This is a genomic window from Streptomyces humidus (genome assembly GCF_014649655.1).
GTDB classification, from domain to species: Bacteria; Actinomycetota; Actinomycetes; order Streptomycetales; family Streptomycetaceae; genus Streptomyces; species Streptomyces humidus.
Genome location: NZ_BMTL01000059.1, coordinates 13,594 through 31,958, shown reverse-complemented (window position 1 = coordinate 31,958; position 18,365 = coordinate 13,594). Strand labels below are relative to the sequence as shown.

2 protein-coding genes and 1 pseudogene are annotated in these 18,365 nt (G+C 75.8%); 1 reads left to right on the top strand and 2 read right to left on the bottom strand.

Annotated elements, in window-relative coordinates; translation table 11 throughout:
- On the top strand, window positions 1-3,739 hold a 3,739-nt coding region (locus IE239_RS39235), incomplete at its 5' end, for a thioester reductase domain-containing protein (protein ID WP_190154225.1).
- A gap of 452 nt (window positions 3,740-4,191) precedes the next feature.
- Here IE239_RS39235 and IE239_RS39230 read toward each other — a convergent pair.
- Window positions 4,192-9,597, bottom strand: a pseudogene (locus tag IE239_RS39230) (type I polyketide synthase); the annotation flags it as partial.
- A gap of 26 nt (window positions 9,598-9,623) precedes the next feature.
- Complete coding sequence (locus tag IE239_RS42785) at window positions 9,624-18,104, bottom strand: type I polyketide synthase (protein ID WP_229878718.1); 8,481 nt, start codon at window positions 18,102-18,104, stop codon at window positions 9,624-9,626.
- Window positions 18,105-18,365: the final 261 nt, after the last annotated feature.

Sequence of the window (18,365 nt, the reverse complement as noted above, 5' to 3'; positions counted from 1 at the left end):
ACGGCTGATCGACCTGCCCACCTACCCCTTCCAGCACCAGCAGTACTGGCTGGACAGCACCTCACCGGGCGCGCGGCACGCCGCCGGGCTCGGCCTGGCCGTGCCGCACCCGCTGCTGACGACGGCCGTGACGCTGGCCGGCGAGGACGGCGCGGTGTTCACCGGCCGGCTCTCGCTGCACACCCATGCCTGGCTCGCCGACCACCGGGTCGGCCCGGACGCCGTGCTCCCCATGGCGGCCGTCGCCGAACTCGCGGTGCGGGCGGGCGACGAGGCCGGCTGCTCCGGTGTCGCCGACCTGACGACCGTCACTCCGCTGATCGTCCCGGACCGTGGCGGCGTCCAGGTACAGGTCACCTTGGGCGCGGCCGCCGAGGACGGCTCCCGGCGGATCGCCGTCGCCTCACGGCCGGACCGGGACGACCCGGCCGCGCGCTGGACGGTGCACGCCACCGGCCTGCTCGCCGAACCGGCGCCGCCGCCCGCGGTCTCCCTCGACGCCTGGCCGCCGCCCGGTGCGACCCCGGTCGCACTCGACGGCTTCTACGAGGGGCTCACCGCGAAGAAACGCGCGTACGGGCCGGCGTTCCAGGGGCTGCGGGCGGTGTGGCAGCGGGGCGAGGAGCTGTTCGCCGAGGTGCGGCTCTCCGACGACACGGAGGCGGAGGGGTTCGGGATCCACCCGGCGCTTCTGGACGCGGCGCTGCACCCGCTGCTCGCCGTCGGGCAGGACGCCGCCGATCTGTCCTGGCACGGCTTCGCCCTGCACGCCGCCGGTCCGCGCACGCTCCGGGTCTGGATCCGGCCGAAGGAGCGGGACGCGTTCCGGTTGTGGCTGGCCGACGACAGCGGCGAGCCGGTCGCCGAGGTCCGCGCGTTGCGGCGCCCCGCGCCGACTCCCGCCGCGCGACCCGACGAGGCCACGGGCGACTCGCTGTTCCACGTGGTGTGGTCGCCGGTTGCGCTGCCCGACCCGGAGGACCTCTCCCCCGCCCGCCTGGCGGTGCTCTCGGACATCGCGCTGTCCGGTCCCGCGCGCCGTGTCGAGAGCGTCGCGGACGCCGGCGACGACATCGTCGTCGCCCTGATCGACGCGGCGGCCGGGGACGACACGGTGGCCGCCGCGCACCGGACCACGGTGCGGGCGCTGGAGCTGGTGCAGGACGCGCTGGCGTTCGGGACCTCCCGGCTGGTGCTGGTCACGACCCGTGCCGTCGCCACCCACGACGGCGAGGACGTCGATCCCGGGTCGGCCCCGGTGTGGGGCCTGGTCCGGTCGGCCCAGGTGGAGAATCCGGGCCGGATCACGCTGATCGACGTCGACGGCAGCACGGCGAGCGCCGAACGGATCGCCACCGCGATCGCGTCCGGCCACGACCAGCTGGCCGTCCGCGCGGGCCGGGCGAGCACCCCCAGGCTGGCCAGGGTGCGCGCGGCCGCCGGGAGCGGACCGCGGCCCGAGCGGCACGGCACGGTCCTCGTCACCGGCGGCACGGGCGCACTCGGCGGCCTCTTCGCGCGGCACCTGGTCACCGAGTACGGCGTCCGGGACCTGCTGCTGGCCGGCCGCCGCGGCCCGGACGCCCCCGGCGCGGCCGAGCTGGCCGAGGAACTCACCGCGCTCGGCGCCCGGGTCTCCGTCGTCGCCTGCGACCTCACCGACCGGGACGCGCTGGCGCGGCTGCTCGACTCGGTTCCCGAGGCGCATCCGCTGACGGGCGTCGTGCACACCGCCGGCGTCATCGACGACGGGATCATCACGGCCCTCACCCCCGACCGCGTCGCCGCCGTGCTGCGCCCCAAGGCCGACGCCGCCTGGCATCTGCACGAACTCACCGCCGACGCCGGCCTGACGATGTTCGTGCTGTTCTCCTCCGTCGCCGGCGTCGTCGGCTCACCGGGGCAGGCGAACTACTCGGCCGCCAACCAGTTCCTCGACGCGCTCGCGCAGCACCGCAGGGCGAACGGGCTGCCGGCCGACTCCCTCGCCTGGGCGGCGTGGGCGCAGCAGCACGGCATGGCGTCCCGGCTGTCCGAGGTGGACTGGAACCGGGCGACGCAGTCAGGGCTACGCCCGATCTCACCGGCCGAGGGGCCCGTGCTGTTCGACGCGGCGCTCGGCGCCGGGCACGCGACGACGGTGCCGATGCACCTGGACATCGCCCTGATCGAGCGCCAGCCGGGACCGGTCATGCCGGTGCTGCGGGGGCTGGTCCGCAGGCCGGTCCGGCGTGTGGTCGCCGCGACGGCCGAGAGCACGGGGCTGCTGGCGGAGCGTCTCGCCCCGCTCGACGAGTCCGGGCGGCGCGAGCTCCTGCTCGGCCTGGTGCGCACGGCCGCGGCCGCGGTGCTGGGCCACACCGGGACCGACGCCGTCACCGAGACCTCCCCCTTCACCGCGCTCGGCTTCGACTCGCTCACCGCGGTCGAGCTGCGCAACCGGCTGGAGGGCGAGACGGGTCTGCGGCTGCCGCCGACCCTGCTCTTCGACCACGACAGCCCCGGGGCGCTGGTCGCGTACCTGGACGCGGAGCTCGCCCGCCGGACCGGGCACGCCGGCCGGGCCGGCGTCGACTTCGCGGCCGAGGTGCGGCTGGCCGAGGACATCGTCCCCGCGGAACAGGTCACCACCGTGGTCGCCGACCCCGGCGAGGTGTTCCTCACCGGGGCGACCGGGTTCGTCGGGGCGTTCCTGCTCAGGGATCTGATGCGCTCGACCGGGGCCACCGTGCACTGCCTGGTCCGCGGCGCCGACGCGGCGGGCGCCCTGGACCGGCTGCGCGCCAACCTGACCTGGTACGGCATCTGGGACGACATCGACCGCGACCGGCTGTCGGTCCTCACCGGCGACCTGGCCGAACCCCGTTTCGGCCTCGCCGCCGACGTCTACGACCGGCTCGCCCGCGAGGTCGACGTGGTGTACCACGCGGGCGCGACGGTCAACTGGCTGCATCCGTACCCGTCGTTGAAGGCGGCCAACGTGACCGGCACCGAGGAGGCGCTCCGGCTCGCGGCCCTGCACCGGACCGTCCCGCTGCACTACGTGTCGAGCACCGGCGTCTTCGCCGGGCCGGGCCCCGACGGCGCGAGTCTTCGCCCGCAGGACCCGACCGGGCCGCCGGAGGAGCTGACCAACGGGTACCGGCAGAGCAAGTACGTCGCCGAGAAGATCATCGGGCTGGCCCGGGAGCGTGGGCTGCCCGTGTCGGTCTACCGCGCCGACGTCGTCTCGGGCGCGCAGTCCAACGGCGCCTGCCAGACCCGCGACTTCGTCTGGCTGAGCCTGAAGGGCAGCCTTCAGGCAAGGTCGTTGCCGGCCGGCGCGAACGCGCTGTTCCCGATGGTGCCGGTGGACTACGTCAGCGCCGCGGTGCTGAAGCTGTCGCGCACGACGGAGGGCCGGACCTTCCATCTGTTCAACGAGGTGGCCGTGAGCTTCGCCGAGATGGCCGAGCGGCTGCGCAAGTCGGGCTACGTCCTGGACGAGGTGTCCTGGGACGAGTTCGTCGACACCGTCCGCGCGGACCGGGACAACGCGCTCTTCCCGGTGATCGACATCTTCCGGAGCTATATGACCGCGGGCGAGGCCCTGTACATGCGGATGGACGTCAGCGCGACGGAGGACGCGCTGGCCGGCACCGGCATCGTCTGCCCGGAGATCGACGCCGAACTGTTCGCCAGGTACACGGAGTTCTTCGCCGACGCGGGCTACTTCCCCCCGCCCGCGCAGCTCGGCTAGGGCGCGTTTCGAAAGTAGCGTCGTCCGCCCGGAGGGCGGGTCCGGCGGCGTCTGGTGCGTGCGATCGCAAGGCGGAGGGTCGCCCCGATACTGGATGTATCGGGGTGATCCCGACAAAGCGGCTGGGGGCGCCCCCTCCGGGGGAGTGCGTGCCAGGCGTCGCCGGGCAGACGGGACTTTCGAAACACGCCCCAGACCTCCCCTGCTGCCGCCGGTCCTCCACGGAGGGCCGGCGGCAGCCGTATGCGCACCCGGGCCCGGAGAGTGGAGAGTGGAGACAGGAGGGGGACATCTCCGTGTGGAGGGAGACCGGCAGGGTGACACGACGGTGAGGGGGAGGGCATCGGGACGGGACGGCGGGGCGGTGGAACGGCTGCGGGGGTGTTCTCCTGACGAGAACACCCCCGCGCGCCGCGTCGGCGGTCAGGTCCGGGCTTCGCGCCCGGGGCCTCTCAACTGCCGTCCAGGAACTGGAAGAGCTCCTCGTCCGTCGCGGCGGTGACGTCGAGCCGTGCGTCGGACCGTCCGGCCGAGTCCCGCAGCGCGCGCAGCCGCACCAGCAGCCCCTCCACGCGTTCGGCGATCTCGTCGCCGTCCTGGCCGGTCACCGAGTCCTCGGTCAGCGCCGCCTCGATCCGCTCCAGCTGCGCCAGCACCGAACCCGTGGGCGCCGGGGCCTGGGCCGCCAGCTCGCGGACCAGCTCGCGGGCGACGGCGGCCGCCGTCGGGTGGTCGAAGACCAGCGTCTGGGCGAGCCTCAGGCCGGTCTCGGCGCCGAGCCGGTTGCGGAACTCCACGGCGGACACCGAGTCGACCCCCAGCTCGGAGAACGCGCGGTCGGGTTCGATCTCGCGTCCCTTGGGGTAGTCCAGCACCTCGGCCATCCGGGTGCACACCAGGTCGAGCAGGAACGCGTGGCGTCCGTCCTCGGGCAGGCCGGCCAGCCGGTCGGCCGCGGAGCGCGGGCCCGCCGGCGCCGGTCGCGTCCGCCGGGGCCCGGCCCGGCGGCCGGCGAGCCGCCGAAGGATGGGCGGCACCTCGGCCTGGGCGCGTATCGCCGCCAGGTCGAGCGCGACCGGGACCAGCACCGGCTCGTCCAGGCCGAGCGCGGCGTCCAGCAGCGCGACGCCCTGCTGCGAGGAGGACAGGGTCACGCCGAGCCGGGCCAGCCGGGCCAGGTCCACGTCGGTCAGGTGCTCGGTCATCGTGCTGCGCTCGGCCCACATGCCCCAGGCCAGCGACACCCCTGGCAGCCCCCGCGCCCGGCGGTACTGGGCGAGCGCGTCCAGATAGGAGTTGCCCGCCGCGTAGTTCGCCTGGCCCGCGGGACCGATCAGTCCGGAGAGGGAGGAGAACAGCACGAACGCCGACAGGTCGAGGCCGCGGGTCAGCTCGTGCAGGTTCCACGCGGCGGCCGCCTTGGGGCTGAGCACGGTGTCGAGCCGCTGCGGGGTCAGGTCGGTCAGCACCCCGTCGTCGACCACACCGGCCACGTGCACGACGGCGGTCAGCGGGAACTCGGCCGGGATGTCGGCGAGCAGCCGGGACAGCGCGGCGCGGTCGGCCGTGTCGCAGGAGGCCAGCACCGCCTCTGCGCCCAGTTCGGTCAGCTCGGCGGCCAGCTCCCGGCCCTTGGGGGACGCGGCGCCCGCGCGGCTGACCAGCAGCAGCCGGCGCACGCCGTGCGCGGCCACCAGGTGCCGCGCCACGACCGCGCCGAGCGTGCCGGTTCCGCCGGTGACGAGCACCGTGCCGGCGCCGAACGCGGCGGGCGGGGCGGAGCCGTCGCCGACCTCGGCCCGCACCAGCCGCGGCGCCAGTACCCGGCCCGAGCGCAGTGCCAGCTGCGGCTCCCGGCCCGCCAGGGCCGCCACCGCGTCCCACGAGACGGGTCCGGCGTCGACGTCCACCAGGGCGAACCGGCCCGGGTTCTCGGTCTGCGCGGACCGCACGAGGCCCCACACGCCCGCCTGGGCGAGCCCCTCCAGCCGCTCCCCCGGCTCCGCGCCGACCGCTCCCTCGGTCACCAGCGCGAGCGTCGCGGAGCCGAACCGCTCTTCGGCGAGCCACTCCTGGACGACCGTGAGCACCGCGGCGGTGACCTGCCGGGCGTCCGGCCCGGCCGGGCAGCGCAGGAACACCACGCCCGGGTCGGCGGGGACGTCCGCGAGCTCGTGCGCGAGCGTCCACGGGACGCGTTCGGCCGGCTCGTCGGGCACGGCCTGCCACTCGACCCGGAACATCGACTCCGCGGGCGTGCCCGGGCCCGCCGCGGGCGCCTGCCGGAACCGCAGCGCCTCGACGGACCCCACCGGAGCGCCCGCCGCGTCGGCGAGCCCGATGGACACCGCGTCCTCCCCCGAAGCCGCCATCCGCACCCGCAGCGCGGACGCCCCGAGGGCAGCCAGGGAGACCCCGGACCAGGCGAACGGCAGGACCGGGGCGCCCCCGGCCGTCCCGTCGCCGTCCGTCCCGTCGAGGAAGGACCCGTACCAGACCGCGTGCAGCGCCGCGTCCAGCAGTGCCGGATGCAGACCGAACGCGTCCGCGTCGGAGGCCGTCCGCGGGGACGGGGCGACCTCGGCGAACACCTCGTCCCCGCGCCGCCACAGGGCCGTCAGACCCTGGAAGGCCGGACCGTAGTCGTAACCGCGCGCGGCGAGGCCCGCGTAGACGTCGCCGAGCTCGACCTCCCGGGCCCCTTCCGGCGGCCACGGCTCGGCCTCGAACCCCGTCGGCGCGGACTTCTCGGACAGGGCGCCCTCGGCGTGCCGGATCCACTCGCCGCCCTCGGTCGCGGCGTGCACGGACACCGCGCGCCGCCCCGACTCGTCGGCTTCCCCGACCACGACCTGGACGCGGGCGCCGCCGTGTTCCGTCAGCACCAGCGGGGTGTGCAGGGTGAGTTCCTCGAGCAGTTCGCAGCCGACCTCGCGGCCGGCGCGCAGCGCCACCTCCACGAACGCGGCGCCCGGCACGATCACCCGGCCGAGCACCGCGTGGTCGGCCAGCCACGGCTGGGCCTCCAGCGACAGCCTGCCCGTCAGCACCGTCCCGCCGGTCTCCGGCAGCGTCAGCACGGCGCCGAGCAGCGGGTGCTCCCCGGCGGCCAGGCCGGCCGCCCGCAGGTCGCCGGTCCCCGCCGGGACGTCCATCCAGTACCGCTCGCGCTGGAAGGCGTAGGTCGGCAGCTCCACGGCGCTCGCGCCGCTCCCGGCGAACACCTGGGGCCAGTCGACGTCGACGCCGTGCACGTGCACCGCGGCGAGCGCGGTCAGCGCGGTGGCCGGTTCCGGGCGGTCGGCCCGCAGGACCGGCACCGCGACCGGCCCCGGCTCCGCCTCGGCGAGGCATCCCCCGGCCATCGCGGTCACCGCTGCGTCCGGTCCGACGCCGACGAACCGGGTGGCCCCGTCGTCCTGCAGGCGGCGCACGGCGGCGGCGAACCTCACCGGTTCGCGGACCTGGCGCACCCAGTACTCCGGGGAGCACACCGTCTGCGGGGTGAGCGGTTCGCCGGTGACCGTCGAGACGATCGGCAGCACCGGCTCGTGGAACGCCACACCGGCGAGCGCCTCGCGGAAGGGCTCGAGCATCGGGTCCATCAGGGGCGAGTGGAACGCGTGGCTCACCCGCAGCCGCCTGGTGCGCCGGCCGAGGGACGCGAAGTGCTCGGCGATCCGCAGCACCGCCCCCTCCTCGCCCGATACGACCACCGACTCCGGGCCGTTCACGGCGGCGACGCCCGCCCCGTCCGCCGTCAGCGCCGCCGCGACCTCCTCCTCGGCGGCCCGGACCGACACCATCGCGCCGCCTGCGGGCAACCGCTCCATCAGCAGGCCGCGCGCCGCCACCACACGGCACGCGTCCTCGAGCGTCCACAGTCCCGCGACGAACGCCGCCGACAGCTCGCCGATCGAGTGCCCGGCCAGCACCTCCGGCCGCACACCCCACGACCCGAGCAGCCGGGTCAGCGCGACCTCGACCGCGAACAGGGCGGGCTGGGCCCACCCGGTCCGGTCCAGCAGCGCCGGGTCCGGCTCCGTCAGCAGCACCTCGCGCAGCGGGCGGTCCAGGAGGCCGTCGAAGCCGGCGCACACCTCGTCGAGTGCCGTCGCGAACGCCGGGAACGCCGTGTACAGCTCGCGGCCCATGCCGGCCCGCTGGGTGCCCTGCCCTGCGAACACGAACGCGGTGCGGCCCGGGTGCGCGACACCCCGGAGCAGCGCCGGTCCCGTCTCGCCGCGGGCGATCGCCCGCAGGCCGTCGCGCAGCCCGTCCCGGTCGGCCGCCGGCACCGCGGCCCGGTGCGCGAACGCCGTGCGGGCGGTGGCCAGCGTGTAGGCGAGGTCGAGCGGCTCGGCCGAGTCCACGGCGGTCAGCAGCCGCCCGGCCTGGGCGGCCAGCGCCTCGGGGGTCCGGGCGGACAGCACCACCGGTGCGAGCGGCAGCGCCGCCACCGCCCCGGGTTCGGCCGCCTCGACGGGCGGGGCCTGTTCGAGGATCAGATGGGCGTTGGTGCCGCTGATCCCGAACGAGGACACCGCGGCCCGCCTCGGCGCACCGGTCCGCGGCCACTCGCGCCGCTCGGTCAGCAGGCGCACCGGCCCCGCCGACCAGTCCACGTGCGTCGAGGGGGTGTCCACGTGCAGGGTCCTCGGCAGGACGCCGTGCCGGAGCGCCTGCACCGTCTTGATGACGCCGCCCACGCCCGCCGCGGCCTGGGTGTGTCCGATGTTGGACTTCAGCGACCCGAGCCACAGGGGGCGCTCGCGGTCGGCGCCGTAGGTGTCGAGGAGGGCCTGCGCCTCGATGGGATCGCCCAGGCTGGTGCCGGTGCCGTGCGCCTCGACCGCGTCCACGTCCGCCGGGGACAGCCCGGCGTCCTCCAGGGCCTGCCGGATCACCCGTTGCTGGGAGGGGCCGTTGGGGGCGGTGAACCCGTTCGACGCGCCGTCCTGGTTGACCGCGCTGCCGCGCACCACGGCGAGCACCGGATGCCCGAGCCGCCGGGCGTCCGAGAGCCGCTCGACGACGAGCATGCCGACGCCCTCGGCCCAGCCGGTGCCGTCGGCGGCGTCGGCGAAGGACTTGCAGCGGCCGTCCGGGGACAGTCCGCGCTGGCGGCTGAAGGCGACGAGCATCCCGGGGGTGGACATCACCGTGGCCCCGCCGGCCAGGGCCAGCGCGCACTCCCCGCGGCGCAGCGACTGCACCGCGAGGTGCAGGGCGACGAGCGAGGACGAGCAGGCCGTGTCGACGGTGACCGCGGGCCCCTCGAAGCCGAAGGTGTAGGCGATCCGTCCGGAGGCGGCGCTGTTCGTGGTGCCGGTGAGCAGGTGCGCCTCCGCGCCGCCCGCGGCCTGGTGCAGCCTGGGCCCGTAGTCCGGGGCCATGGCTCCCGCGAACACGCCGACCCGGGCGCCGCGCAGCGTGGCGGGGGGCAGGGCGGCCCGTTCGAGCGCCTCCCACGAGGTCTCCAGCAGCAGCCGCTGCTGCGGGTCCATGGCCGCCGCCTCGCGCGGTGAGACGCCGAAGAAGTCGGGGTCGAACTCCGTGGCCCCGCGCAGGAAACCCCCGCGCCGGGTGTAGGTGCGGCCGGGGGCGTCGGGGTCGGGGTCGTAGAGCGACTCCATGTCCCAGCCGCGGTCGGCGGGGAACTCGGTGATCGCGTCGCCGCCCGCGTCCAGCAGCCGCCACAGGTCCTCGGGCGAGTCGACGTCGCCGGGGTACCGGCACGCCATGCCGACGACGGCGACGGGTTCACGGCCGGCCTGTTCGGCGTCCTGCAGTCGCCGTTTGGTCTGCTGCAGTTCGGCCGTGACCCGCTTGAGGTATTCGACCAGCTTCTCTTCGTTGCTCTCAGTCACTCTCAAGCCCTCCGTCAGGACGTGCCCAGTTCGCCGTCGATGAGGTCGAAGAGCTCGTCGAGCGCCAGCCCGTCGAGCTCGGCCGCCGGCTCCCCGGGCTGCCCGGCGGGGCCGGCCGGACCGGCGGGCGCGGTCGTCCCGGCCGGGGCGAGCGCCGCGCCGAGGTGGGCGACCAGCGCCGACGGCGTGGGGAAGTCGAAGATCAGCGTGGCCCGCAGCCGCAGTCCGGTCGCGGTTCCCAGCCGGTTGCGCAGCTCCACGGCGGTCAGCGAGTCGAAGCCGAGTTCCTTGAAGGTGCGGCCGGGGTCGACCGAGCCCGGCGCGCCGTGCGCCAGCACGGCGGCGGTGTGCTCGCGCACCAGGCCGAGCAGCGCCTCCTCCCGCTCCGCGGCGGACATCGGGGCGAGCCGGTCGCCGAGCGTCATCGCGGCGGCGGGCCCGGCCGCGGCGGCCCCGGCTCTTCTGACCCGCTCGCGGACCACGCCGCGCAGCAGCGCCGGCACCGCGCCGTGCGCCCGCACCGCGGCGGGCTCCAGCCGGGCCGGCACGAGCAGGGCCTCGCCGCCGGCGAGCGCCGCGTCGAACAGGGCCAGGCCTTCCGCCGAGGACAGCGGGGCCAGGCCGGCCCGGCGCATCCGGTCCAGGTCGGCGTCCGCGAGGTGCCCGGTCATCCCGCTGGCCTGCGCCCACAGGCCCCAGGCGAGCGACACGGCCGGCAGGCCCCGTGCCGCGCGTTGCAGGGCCAGGGTGTCCAGGTACGCGTTGGCCGCCGCGTAGTTGGCCTGTCCCGGCAGACCGAGGATTCCGGCGACCGAGGAGAACAGCACGAACATCGACAGATCGAGGTCGCGGGTCAGCTCGTGCAGGTTCACGGCGGCGTCGACCTTGGGCCGCAGGACGCGGGCGAGCTGCTCGGGCCGCATCGTCTCCAGCAGGCTGTCGTCGAGGAGCCCGGCGGCGTGCACCACTCCGGTCAGCGGGCGCTCGGCCGGGACCGACGCCAGCAGGGCGGCCAGCGCGTCCCGGTCGGCGACGTCGCAGGCGGCCACGGTGACGTGCGCGCCCAGTGCGGTCAGTTCCGCGGCGAGCTCGGCCGAGCCGGGGGCGTCCGGACCGCGTCTGCTCGCCAGCAGCAGGTCCGTCACGCCGTGGCGGGACACCAGGTGCCGGGCGAACAGGCCGCCGAGGGTGCCGCCGGCCCCGGTCACCAGCACGGTGCCGGCCGCCGGTCCGGGCCGCCGCGCGGTCCGGCCGGTGACCCTGGCCAGCCTGGGCGCCGTCGGCCGTCCCTTGCGGACGGCGAGCTGCGGCTCCCCGGAGGCCAGGGCGCCCGGCAGCGCCGCCACAGACGTCTCGTGGCCGTCCAGGTCGATCAGGACGAACCGGTCGGGGTGCTCGCGCTGCGCCGAGCGCACCATGCCCCACACGCCCGCGCCGGCCACGGCGAGGGCCTCGGTCGCGGCGGGTTCCACGACCACCGCGTTCCGGGTGAGCAGCACCAGCGTGGACGCGGCGAACCGCTCGTCGGCGAGCCAGTCCTGCAGCAGCCGCAGGGTGCGGGCGGCCAGGGCGTGGGCGCCGGTCACGGTGGGCTCGTCCGTCAGCGCCGCGAACACCGTCGCGGGAACGTGCCCCGTGTCGGCCAGCGCGTCGAGACCGGCGTGGACCGGTGCTCCGACGCCGAGTTCGTCTTCGCCGACGACCGCCCAGGCCGAGACGTCGGCGGCGGTCCGCGCCGGGCGCGCCTCGACCCAGTCGACCCGGAACAGCGCGTCCGGCGCGCCGACGCCGAGCTCGGCGTCCGGGACGGGCAGCAGCGCCAGCGACTCCACCGACGCCACCGGCGCCCCCGTGACGTCGGCCAGCCGCAGCGCGACGGCGTCCGTGCCGGCCGGTGTGATCCGCACCCGCAGCGCGGTCGCGCCGGCGGCCCGCAGGGACACTCCCTGCCAGGAGAACGGCAGGCGGCACTCCCGTCCGTCGCCGACCGCGGGGTGCAGTGCGGCGTCCAGCAGCGCCGGGTGCAGGGCGAACCGGCCGGCGTCGGCCTCGCACTCCGGCGGCAGCGCGACCTCGGCGAAGATCTCCTCGTCCCGCCGCCACCAGGAGCGCAGGCCCCGGAACGACGGGCCGTAGCGGTAGCCGAGCTCGCTCCAGCGGTCGTATCCGCCGTCCCACTCCACCGCGACCGCGCCCGGCGGCGGCCAGGCCGTCAGGTCGAACTCCTCTGCCGGGCCGGCGGCGAGCATCCCGCTCGCGTGCCGGGTCCAGCCGCCGGAACCGTCCGCCGGGCGGGCGTGGACGGCCAGCTCGCGGCGGCCCGAGGCGTCCTGTTCCCCGACCGTGACCCGCACCGCGACCGCGCCCTGCGCGGGCAGTGCCAGCGGCACCTCGCACGTCAGCTCCGCGACCTCGTCGCAGCCGACCTCGTCGCCCGCGCGGACCGCCAGTTCGACGAACGCCGCGCCGGGCAGCAGCACGGTGTCGCCGAGCGCGTGGTCGGCGAGCCACGGCTGGGCCCGCAGGGACAGCTGTCCGGTGAGCACGAGGCCGCCGGAGTCCGGCAGCTCCACCACCGCGCCGAGCAGCGGGTGGTCCGCCGCGGCCAGTCCCGCGGCCTCGACGTCCGCCGCCGCGCCGGCGGGCGCCGGCTCCAGCCAGAAGCGCCGCCGTCGGAACACCGTGGTGGGCACGTCGACCGGCCGGGCGCCGGGGAAGACGGCCCGCCAGTCGGGGCCGAGCCCGCGCACGCAGGCCTCGGCCAGTGAGGTCAGGAACCGCTCCGGACCGCCGTCGTCGCGCCGCAGGGAGCCGACGGCGAGCGGTTGCCCGGCCACGTCCTCGACCGCCGCCGTCAGCACCGGATGCGGGCTGACCTCGACGAACGCCGAGTGTCCCTGTTCGGCGAGCAGGGCGACGGTCTCGGCGAAACGCACCTGGCGGCGCAGGTTGCGATACCAGTAGCCGCCGTCCAGGCCGGCGGTGTCCAGCAGCCCGGCGGTCACCGTCGAGTAGAACGGGATCGCCGCCGGGCGGGGCGTGAGCCCTCCCAGGACGGTGGCCAGCTCGTCCTCGATGCGCTCCACCTGGGCCGAGTGCGACGCGTAGTCCACCGGGAGCCGTTTGACCCGCACCCCGGCGGACTCGCACTCGGCCACCAGCTCGTCCAGCGCGTCCAGGTCACCGGCGACGACGACGGCTCCGGGGCCGTTCACCACGGCCACCGACAGCCGTCCTTCCCACCGGCCCAGGCGGGCGGCCGCCTCGTCCTCGGACAGGGCGACCGAGATCATTCCACCGGCGCCGGAGAGCGCCAGGATGGCCTTGCTGCGCAGGGCGACGACCTTCGCCGCGTCCGCGAGACCGAGCGCCCCGGCGACACAGGCGGCCGCGATCTCTCCCTGCGAGTGGCCGACGACCGCGTCGGGCTCCACGCCGTAGGAGCGCCACAGGGCGGCCAGCGAGACCATCACGGCGAACAGCGCGGGCTGGACCACGTCCACCCGCTCCAGCGCGTCGGCGTCGCTCAGCGCCTCGAAGAGGTCCCAGTCGACGTGCGGCGCGAGAGCGGCGGCGCACGCGCGCATCGACTCGGCGAACACCGGCGACGACCCCAGCAGTTCCACCGCCATGCCGGTCCACTGCGAGCCCTGGCCGGGGAAGACGAACACGACGCCGCCCGGGTCCCGCGCGGCGCCGCGCAGCACGCCGGGCGCCTCGGCGCCGGCCGCGAGGGCGGTCAGGCCCCGGCGCAGCGCGGGCAGGCCGTCGGCGAGGACCGCGGCCCGGTGCGGCAGGCCCGACCGGGCGGCGGCCAGCGAGAACGCGGTGTCGGCCGGGTCCGCGGCGGGGTGGGCGTCCACGAAGTCCAGCAGTGCGGCGGCCTGGACCGCCAAGGCGTCCTCGCTGCTCGCGGAGAACACCCACGGCAGCACCGGACCGGCCGCCTCGGCGCGCTCCTCCCCCTGGTCCGCCCCGGCCCCGGACACCGGCTCCGCCTCCGGCTCCTGTGCGGGCGTCGGCCGGGGTAGGGGCGTCGCCCCGGGCGCGGATGTCGGCTCGGCCTCGGAGGCCGCCTCGGGCTCGGACGTCGGCAAGGCTTCGGGCATTGGCGAGGCTTCGGACGTCGGCTCGGGTTCGGACAGCCCCTCGGGCTCCGGCTCGGCCTCCGGCGGGGCCTGCTCGATGACGACGTGCGCGTTGGTGCCGCTGATCCCGAACGAGGACACCGCGGCCCGGGGCGTGCGGCCGGTCTCGGGCCATGGGCGGGCCTCGGTCACCAGCTCCAGCGCGCCCGCCGCCCAGTTCACGTGCGGGGTGGGCTCGTCGGCGTGCAGCGTCCTGGGCACCGTCCGGTGCCGCAGCGCCTGCACCGTCTTGATCACGCCGGCCACCCCGGCCGCGGCCTGGGCGTGCCCGATGTTGGACTTCAGCGACCCGAGCAGCAGGGGGCGGCCCGGCTCCCGGTCGCGGCCGTACGTCTGGGCGAGCGCCTCGGCTTCGATCGGGTCGCCGAGCTTCGTCCCGGTGCCGTGCGCCTCGACGACGTCGACGTCGGCGGTGGACAGTCCGGCCCCGGCGAGGGCCTGGCGGATCACCCGCTCCTGTGCGGCTCCGTTGGGCGCGGTGAGCCCGTTGGACGCGCCGTCCTGGTTGACCGCGCTGCCCCGCACCACGGCCAGCACCCGGTGTCCTTCGCGCCGGGCGTCCGAGAGCCTTTCCAGTACGACGACGCCCGCGCCCTCGGCCCACCCGGTGCCGTCCGCGGCGGCGGAGAAAGCCTTGCACCGGCCGTCCTCGGCCAGCCCGCGCTGCCGGCTGAACTCGACGAACATCCCGGGGCCGGACATCACCGCGACGCCGCCGGCCAGGGCCAGCGAGCACTCGCCGCCGCGCAGGGCCTGCGCGGCCAGGTGCAGTGCGACCAGCGACGAGGAGCAGGCGGTGTCCACGGTGACCGCGGGGCCCTGGAGTCCGAGCGTGTAGGCGATCCGGCCGGACGCGACGCTGATCGTGCTGCCGGTGAGCCGGTAGCCGTCCGACTCGGCGTGCGCGGCCTGCAGGCGGGGGCCGTAGTCCTGCGCCATGGCCCCGACGAAGACGCCCACCGGGGCGCCCCGCCTGCTCGTGGGGTCGATGCCGGCCCGTTCGAGGGCCTCCCACGAGGTCTCCAGCAGCAGCCGCTGCTGCGGGTCCATCGCCAGCGCCTCGCGCGGCGAGATCCCGAAGAACTCGGGGTCGAACTCGTCGGCGTCGTGCAGGAATCCGCCGTGCCGGGTGTAGGACGTGCCCGCGCGGTCGGGGTCGGCGTCGTAGAGCCGGTCGACGTCCCAGCCGCGGTTCGCGGGGAACTCCGAGATGGCGTCGGCGCCGTCCATGACGAGCCGCCAGAGGTCCTCGGGCGAGGTGACGCCGCCGGGAAGGCGGCAGGCCATGCCCACGATCGCGATCGGCTCGTCGGCCCCGGTGGCCGGGTCGGCGGTCGGGACGCCGCCGTCCCCTGCGGCGTCGGCGCCGCCGGACAGCAGGGTCCGCAGGTGGGCGGCGAGCCGGGCCGGGGTCGGGTGCCCGAACAGCACACCCGTCGGCAGGGTGAGACCGGTCGCCGCGCTCAGCCGGTCCCGCAGCTCCACGGCCGACAGCGAGTCGACCCCCAGCTCCTTGAAGGTCGTGCCGGGATCGACCGCGTCGCCGCCCGCGTGCCCGAGCACGACCGCGAGGGCCGATCGCACCAGTCCCAGCGGCTCGGGGACGGCGGCAGGCGCGGCGCCGGACCCGGCGGCGGGTCCCGCCGGGGCGAGGGCCTCGGGGGCCGGAGCGGAGGCGGGTCCGGCCGGCTCCGAGGCGGCGGGCCGGGCGCCGGTCTCGGCGAGCCAGTGGCGCTCGCGCTGGAAGGCGTAGGCGGGCAGGCTCACCGTGCGGGCGCCGCGCAGGGCGAACACCCTCGCCCAGTCGACGTCCACACCGCGGACGTGCAGGCCGGCGAGCGAGGTCAGGAACCGCTCCGGGCCGCCCTGGCCCCGGCGCAGCGAGCCGGTGACCACGCCGGAGTCCGCTCCCTCCTGCTCCATCGTCTCCCGCAGGGCGGGCAGCAGCACCGGATGCGGGCTGCATTCGACGAACACCGTGTGCCCGTCGCGCACCAGGGCGGTGGTCGCCCGCTCCAGTTCCACGGTCCGGCGCAGATTGCGGTACCAGTACCCGGCGTCCAGCTCGGCGGTGTCGAGCGGGCCGCCGGTCACCGTGGAGTAGAAGGGCACCTGTGAGGTCCGCGGCCGGATGCCGTCCAGGACGCTGAGCAGCCGTTCCCGGATCTGCTCGACCTGGGGCGAGTGGGAGGCGTAGTCGACGGCGATCCGCCTGGTCTCGACGCCTTCGGCGGTCCACCGGGCGACCAGCTCGTCCAGCGCCAGGGGGTCGCCGGAGAGCACCACCGACGAGGGGCCGTTGGCCGCCGCGACCGACACCGCGCCGTCCCACTCGGCGATACGCTCGCGGACCTCGTCGGCGGACAGCAGCACCGACACCATCGCGCCGCCGCCGGACAGCGCCGACAGCGCCTGGCTGCGCAACGTCACCACCCGCGCGGCGTCCTCGAGCGACAGGGCGCCCGCCACGCAGGCGGCGGCGATCTCCCCCTGGCTGTGGCCGACGACCGCCGCCGGCTCGATTCCGCAGGAGCGCCACAGGTCCGCGAGCGACACCATCACCGCGAAGAGCGCCGGCTGGACGACGTCCACCCGCTCCAGCGCGGTGCGGTCGCGCAGCGCCTCGTTCAGCGACCAGTCGACATAGGGCGCGAACGCCTCTTCGCAGGCCCGGATGGATGCCGCGAACTCCGGTACGGCGTCGAGCAGTTCGACGGCCATGCCGGCCCACTGGGCTCCCTGGCCGGGGAAGGCGAACACCACTTCGCCGGTCGTCGTGGCCTGGCCCTCGACGACTCCGGCGACGGCCGCACCGCCGGCGAACTCGGCGAGACGCCGCCGCAGCCGGGCGGGGTCGTCGGCGACCACGACCGCGCGGTGGCGGAAGGCGGTCCTGGTGGTGGCGAGGGACAGGCCGATGTCGGCGGCGGACTCGGCGTTTTCGTCTACGAAGGACAGCAGCCGGGCGGCCTGGGCGCGCAGGGCCTGGTCGGTGCGGCCGGCGACCGGCCACACCAGCACGCCCTCCCGGGCGGGCCGGCCGGCCTCCGGCGCGGGCGCCGAGGCGGGCGCCGACGCGGCCGCCGGGGGTTCGCCGACGACCAGATGGCAATTGCTGCCTCCCATGCCGAACGAACTCACCCCGGCCACCAGCGGCCGGTCGGGCGACGGCCACGGCGTCAGTTCGGTCTGGACCCGCAGGCCCAGCTCGTCGAGGGGGATGTCCGGGTGCGGGGTGACGAAGTTCAGGCTCGGCGGCAGCATCCGGTGGCGGATGCTCAGCGCCACCTTGAGCAGACCGGCGATCCCGCCGGCGCCCTCCAGGTGCCCGATGTTGGTCTTGACCGACCCCACCGGCAGCGGCGAGCCGGGCCGCCGGGCGCGTCCGAGCGCCGCGCCGAGCGCCGCCGCCTCGATCGGGTCGCCGACCTTGGTGCCGCTGCCGTGGAGTTCCACGTACTGCACGTCCGACGCCTCGACGCCCGCCTCCCGGCAGGCCCGGCGCACGACGGCCTCCTGGGCGGTGCGGCTCGGCACGGTGAGGCCGGTGTGCTCGCCCTCTCCCGCGCCGTCGTTGTTCATGGCGCCGCCCTCGAGGACGCAGTAGACGTCGTCGCCGTCGGCGAGCGCGGCGTCCAGGGGCTTGAGGACGACGGCGCCGCCGCCCTCGCCCCGCACGAACCCGTTGGCCCGGGCGTCGAAGGTGAAGCACCGGCCGTCCGGGGACAGGCCGCCGAAGCGGACCGCGCCGAGCGTCGTCTCGGCCAGGATGTTCAGGTTCACCCCGCCGGCGACGGCGACCTCGCACTCGCCGCGGCGCAGGCTCTCGCACGCGAGCTGGACGGCCACCAGGGAGGAGGACTGCGCGGTGTCCACGCTCAGGCTCGGTCCGCGCAGGCCGAGGTGGTGGGAGATCCGGTTGGCGATGATCGCGCGCCGGGTTCCGGTCATGGTGTGCCGGCCGACTCCGGCCGCGCCGAGCCGGTCCTGCAGGGCGGCGTAGTCGTCCCACATGGCTCCGACGAACACTCCGGTGTCGCCGCCGCCGAGCGCCGCGGGGACGATCCGCGCGTCCTCCAGCGCCTCCCAGGCGAGCTCCAGCATCAGGCGCTGCTGCGGATCCATCGCGGCCGCCTCGCGAGGCGAGACCCCGAAGAAACCCGCGTCGAACGCGTCGATCCGGTCGAGGAAACCACCGAGACGGTGCGGCAGTTCGGCGCCGCGCCACCGGTCCTCGGGCGCCTCTCGTACGGCGTTCGTCCCCTCGCTCAGCAACCGCCAGAATGCGTGGCCGTCGCCGGCCCCAGGCAACCGACAAGCCAACCCGACCACGGCGATCCGTCTCATGTCGTCAGTCAACAATGGGGATCGCGGAGACGGCTTGTTTCACGGGCCCAAAAAGCCGCCGGGAATATGGTGGCCGACGACAGTCCGGACCCTTCGGAGAACAGCGGAAGAAAAAGCGCATCGGTATTGCCCGACGACCTGGAAGGAATTCCCGGACGCAGAGCAATACCGACGCGTGTGAATTCTGAGACGAACTGCCACACCATGATGAATGGACCGGCTGAACGCCTCGGTAAACCTCGGTAAACCTCGGTAAACCTC